This is a genomic window from Desulfovibrio sp. (genome assembly GCF_018379785.1).
Classification (GTDB): domain Bacteria; phylum Desulfobacterota; class Desulfovibrionia; order Desulfovibrionales; family Desulfovibrionaceae; genus Desulfovibrio.
Map to the genome: position 1 here is coordinate 1 of NZ_JAGZUV010000112.1, position 5,106 is coordinate 5,106.

Here is a 5,106-nt window from a genome sequence, read left to right on the forward strand (position 1 = left end):
ATCCGGCGCGGCCCTGCAGGAAATCGTGGCCACCGTGGAAGCCACGGCGGACCAGGTCAATGCCATTGCCACGGCCAGCGAGGAGCAGTCCGCCGCCAGTGAGGAGATCAACCAGTCCATCGTCCAGGTCAACGACATGTCCAGACAGACCGCCGAGGCCATGGCAGAGGCCGCCAAGGCCGTCTCCGACCTGGCCGCCCAGGCCCAGGGCCTTACGGATCTGATCCAGGAATTGAAAGAAGCCTAACGACATCGTTGCGGCCGGGGGCAGCGCATCTCCTCCCCGGTCGCGCGCGGGCGCGTTTGGACAACACGCGCCTATTCCCAGGCGCGCCCCGACGGACAACGGGGCGCGCCGTACTCATGAGCCGGTATTGGCGGCACGGCCCCACCCTTCAGAGAGAACGCGGATAATCCTCCCGGACTGTCCGCTTCAGCTCAGGCGTCCACATCCCATGCCCGTGAAAATTCCCGGTTGGAAAAAGCCTCGGCCAGTCCCTGCATCTGTTTCAGCCGCAACACCTCATCCGGGTCCATGCCGAGTTCCTTGCCGATCCGCTCATTCGTCCAGTTATGCCTGCGGAGCAGCGTCACAAGTTTTGCCGTCAATTCCACCTGATGCGCGCCACGGGCCATATTATGGCGCACGGTGGACGTGATGCGGTCCTCAAGGTTCTTGTTAAGGCGGACTATCGGGAGATAGCCCCCGAGACTCCGCCGGACATTCGCTTTCGTCTTCACCACCTGCCGCCTGTGAAAGCCGTCCACGACGACCCAGCCCTTTTTGTCGTCCGCCACCACGACCGGCATGGTCAGGCCGTCCTTTTCAATGGACAGGGTGAGCAGCCGCATTTCCGGGGGGGCGACTTTGTTCGGGTTGTACGCATTGCCCCGGACCTGCTCAACGTGAACGAGCTGCGGGCACGTCACCGGGTGGGGTATATTCAGGTAGGCCGAAGCCAAAGCGACAATACGGTTATACACCGCGACGCGCCTGTCCAGGTCGGCCTTCTCGGCCTCAAGGGCCCGCGCAAGTTTGGTCAGAAGTTCATCAATTTCCATGCTCGAATTCCTTTTTAAAGCGCACGAACCGCCCGACTTTGCAGACAGAGCTGAATCCATGGCGGAAATAAAACTCCCGGCGCGTCCAGTAATCCGCAGTTACCAGGCGATCCGCGCCTGCTTCCCGCGCCTGCTGAATGCAGCGTTCCAGGATGGGAATGTCCGCTTCTCCCTCCAGCGCGTATAAATGAAGGAGACAGGCCGCCGTTCGCCTGCGGCGCATCGAGCCGAAAGCCACAACCCGCGTCTCGTCTTCCATCATAATAAACCAGCGGCGTCCCGGCTCGGAGCTGATGACGCCGCCCAATGCCTCACGGATTGCCGGGCTTGCTATGTACTCGCCCAGCAATCCGAACAGTTCACGGTTCCTTAGCGGATCTTCATTATGAGTAAATTCCAGAAGTTCCATCACAGCACCATATATTTCATAATCAGTTGAGCCTGCCGTTCCATTTCGCGCTTTGTCTGGGAAAAACTTAATCCTTTGCACCAGTAGTCATTCTTCAGCAAGGTCTTGCAGATCCGCCGCCAGCTTGGAGCCTTGCGGAGTCTCTCTTGTTGCGCATCGGATTCCTGCGGAATCTCCTCAACGCCGTGCTTCGCCCACCATCTGAGAAAGGTATTGATTTTTTTCCGGTAGTGCGCGGCCGTGGGGGGAGGCATGGTCTCAAGCAGAAATTCCGCGTAACTTTGCCAAGTATGCCCCTGCGGAAGATGGATATGAAAATTTCCAAGCACGTTTCCCGATCGCTCCACATAACGGTTGCCGAAGTTTGCCCCTTCCACCCGCCCGACAAGTCTTGCCCACGTCTCCGGCTCCAGCATTTTAAAGAGCCAGAGCCCCTTTCGCTGGTCGTCGCCATAGGGCTGGCAAAGACGCATCTGATGGATGCCGACTCCGGCCAAGTGCATAAGGTCGTAAATCCGGTTGTAGTCCCATCCCTTTCTGCCCGTGGCCGTCCAGATATCTTCCGTGCGCCAGTCATATATCGGGTATGTATTGACAACGCCCGAAGGCGTTACAGTGCTCCAGCTTCTTCCGTTCCATCGCTGCTTGGTCGAAGACGCAATGGTACGAAAACGGTTCAGGGATTCATCACTGCGAATGGCCACAATGGAAGCACAGGAGCGCCCCTGCGCGAAATGCTTTGCAAACAGGGGCGTAAATTCTTCAAACTCCATGCCTCGCCTGAACCAGGGGAAATGGTCCTCACGCGCGATCACCCCCGGATGCACGGGGAGCTCACGGACCCACAGCTCCCGCGCACCAGGATCCCAGCACAACCAATGCGGCTGAATCTGGGAAACCGAGTTTCGCAGATGAATGGGCAGGCAAATCCAGTGCGGACGAACGTCAGGCCTGGTCATGATGCGTGTGACGAAAGCGTCGGTGTGCGCATACCAGGCTTCCAGATCGACATGCAGCACGTCCAAGGGGAGCCGCCCTTTCTCCCGGGCGATCTCCAGGGCGTACTGAACGACAACCCCGGAGTCCTTGCCTCCGGAGAACGAAACATACACGCGCTCAAAACTGTCAAAGATCTCCTCAAGCCGCAGACGCGCCGCGGCAAACACGTCCATCCCAAGGAAATGCTTCATGCAATCAACTCCACGAACCGCCTGCGCGAGAGATGCCGCGCGGCATCAGATGCCTTTCACGATGCGCCCTTTGCGAAAACAGGCGAACTCGATCATTGCGGAGGCATTCTCCGCCATAATACCCTATGCTGATTTCCATTCCAGGCTCAAAAAAAAATTTAAGCTGTGCATTACAGGAGACATAAGCAGTTATCCCAGGATTGCAGTCGTCAATTAAATAGATCATCTTTAATTTTTATTGTCGGTCAAGCCGACTGGAACCTTCAATATACAATAAAGCACAACTCATTATTCCAATAAAATTGAGCATATGTTGCTACATAAAACAAGAGCAATAATTACATACTATAACCATAACAGCTATTAACAATTAGATATACTATTTCAAATAATATAGAACATATTTTTTAATTTAACAATATAACGTTACAGGCATACCGGCGATGCTCCCTATTATACCCAGATCCCCCATTCGCTCCCGCCCCGGGCATCACGGCCAGCGCGAATGGCTCCAGCCGCCTCCTCCCGGCTGTGCGCCGCACCGCCGGAGGTGAAATCCCCAAATCGAAACAGGCTATTTTTATAAAAATTTTAGTAGGTTATTTCTATTATGCCTGAGGAAAATATTTTTCGTCATCTTGATTTCCAGAGAAATATAAAGAAAAATATTTCACAGCCGATTAAGCAAAATATGTAAAAATGTGACAACAGTGCGGAATGCGATTCCAGGTGGCTATCCACCGCTATAAAATATAAAAAACAGGCTTTATACGCCGGATAACGTCATGAGCAGCTTGTCCACCGCCCGTTCTTTTACCGCGCCGCTTACGGCGGCCGCGTGTGGGCTGAGAGAGAGAGAGAGAGAGAGAGAGAGAGAGAGAGAGAGAGAGAGAGACTGAACCGCTGAGCGAAGCGGGTCTTTTTTCGTATATTTTCTAAAGAGTTGCATTCCTCATCTCAGGAGGAATGCAACTCTTTTTGCATTTTAAGGATACAGGCGCGTCCGATCAACGGCGGGGCACACACATACTTCAAGGAAGGAGATTCGGCATGAAACTGTCTGCGAAAATTTCGTTCAGCATGGGCGCATTGGCCGTACTGATCGCCATTCTGGCGATCTATCTGCTGGTGCAGATGAAGAGCGTCAATCAGATGTCCACCATCCTGGCGGGGCGAAATATTCCGGTCATTGATCTGGCGGGCAAGCTGAACAATGACGTATCGGAATACCGCATCGCGGAAACCCGGTATGTTCTCAATCCGGACCCGGCCTACAGGGAGCGGAATGAAAAAGCGATGGCGGACTGGAAGGAGAAAATTGATTCCTACCTCTCCGAACTGACCAACCGCGTAAAGATGGCAGCCGTCAAAAAAGCTCTGACAGAGGTCAATGCGGCGCAGAAGATCTTTTTTGATATTTCAAAAAATCTGCTGGACATCTCCCGGCGGGATGAACAGGAAAAGGCAAAAGCCCTTATGCTCGGCAATTCGGAGACAGTTTACCGCGAGTTGAGCGACAAGCTCACAGCCCTTTCCGTTGCGGCCAAAAACAACGCCGAGACCATGAGCGCCCAAGGCGACGCCATGTACGAAAACAGCAATATGATCGGCACCACCCTGACCGTGCTGGCTATTCTCATCGCCGTGGTACTGACCTTTCTGATCGTGCGCAATACCGTGCGCCAGCTCGGCAAGGATCCCGGCGAACTGAACAATATCGCCCATCGAGTGGTGGACGGCGACTACGACGTCGACGACGGCGGCAAAAAAATGGGCGTTTACGGGGCCATTGTGGAAATGGTCAACGCCTTGAAGACCCATATCGACAACGCCCAGCGCGAGTCGGAAAACGCCAGGGAGCAGTCCCGCAAAGCCCAGGAAGCCATGCAGCAGGCCGAAGCGGCGAGCAAGGAAGCCCGCGCCAAAACCGAGGCCATGCTGGTGGCCGCCGACAAGCTGGAACAGGTGGGCGGCGTGGTCTCCTCCGCTTCCACCGAGCTTTCCGCCCAGATCGAACAGTCCGACCGGGGCGCGGCCGAGTCAGCCCAGCGCCTGTCCGAGGCGGCCACAGCCATGAACGAAATGAACGCCACTGTCCAGGAAGTGGCCAGGAATGCGGGGTCCGCCTCCGCCGCCTCCGCTGAAACCAAGCAGAAGGCCGAGGCCGGAGCCGAAGTGGTGGCAAAGGCCGTGCAGAGCATCGAGCAGGTCCATCAGATGTCCCTGGAACTCAAGGGGGATATGGTCCAGCTTAACGAGCACGCCCAGGACATCACCCGGATCATGAATGTGATCTCGGACATCGCGGACCAGACCAACCTCCTGGCCCTCAACGCGGCCATTGAAGCGGCCCGCGCGGGCGAGGCAGGACGCGGCTTCGCCGTGGTGGCCGACGAGGTGCGCAAGCTGGCTGAAAAGACCATGGCCTCCACCAACGACGTGGGC

General features: G+C 55.8%; 4 protein-coding genes and 1 pseudogene. 2 read left to right on the forward strand and 3 right to left on the reverse strand.

The window, feature by feature from the left end:
* Nucleotides 1-247 (forward strand): annotated as a pseudogene (locus KH208_RS15130) (methyl-accepting chemotaxis protein); the annotation flags it as partial.
* A 191-nt stretch (nucleotides 248-438) separates the two neighbouring features.
* Here the strand turns inward: KH208_RS15130 and KH208_RS15135 are convergent.
* The 3 genes from KH208_RS15135 to KH208_RS15145 are packed head-to-tail and all read right to left on the reverse strand — an operon-like array spanning nucleotide 439 to nucleotide 2,661.
* Nucleotides 439-1,062 (reverse strand): ParB/RepB/Spo0J family partition protein, encoded by a 624-nt coding sequence (locus KH208_RS15135; RefSeq protein WP_291437680.1) that lies wholly within the window; start codon nucleotides 1,060-1,062, stop codon nucleotides 439-441.
* Entirely contained in the window at nucleotides 1,052-1,471 is a 420-nt protein-coding gene (locus KH208_RS15140) for a hypothetical protein (RefSeq protein WP_291437681.1), read from the reverse strand. Before KH208_RS15140 ends, KH208_RS15135 begins: the two co-directional genes overlap by 11 nt.
* Nucleotides 1,471-2,661, reverse strand: coding sequence for a DUF3440 domain-containing protein (locus KH208_RS15145; RefSeq protein ID WP_291437683.1), 1,191 nt, complete (start codon nucleotides 2,659-2,661; stop codon nucleotides 1,471-1,473). The genes KH208_RS15140 and KH208_RS15145 overlap by 1 nt, the downstream gene beginning before the upstream one ends.
* Nucleotides 2,662-3,711: 1,050 nt before the next feature.
* On the opposite strand from KH208_RS15145, the gene KH208_RS15150 reads away from it, so the two are divergent.
* Nucleotides 3,712-5,106, forward strand: a 1,395-nt coding sequence (locus KH208_RS15150; protein WP_291437685.1) for a methyl-accepting chemotaxis protein, incomplete at its 3' end; no start/stop codon positions are given.

Coding starts and splice junctions, on each gene's coding strand:
- KH208_RS15135 (WP_291437680.1), bottom strand. CDS start 1,062: ATGGAAATTGATGAACTTCTGACCAAACTTGCGCGGGCCCTTGAGGCC.
- KH208_RS15140 (WP_291437681.1), bottom strand. CDS start 1,471: ATGGAACTTCTGGAATTTACTCATAATGAAGATCCGCTAAGGAACCGT.
- KH208_RS15145 (WP_291437683.1), bottom strand. CDS start 2,661: ATGAAGCATTTCCTTGGGATGGACGTGTTTGCCGCGGCGCGTCTGCGG.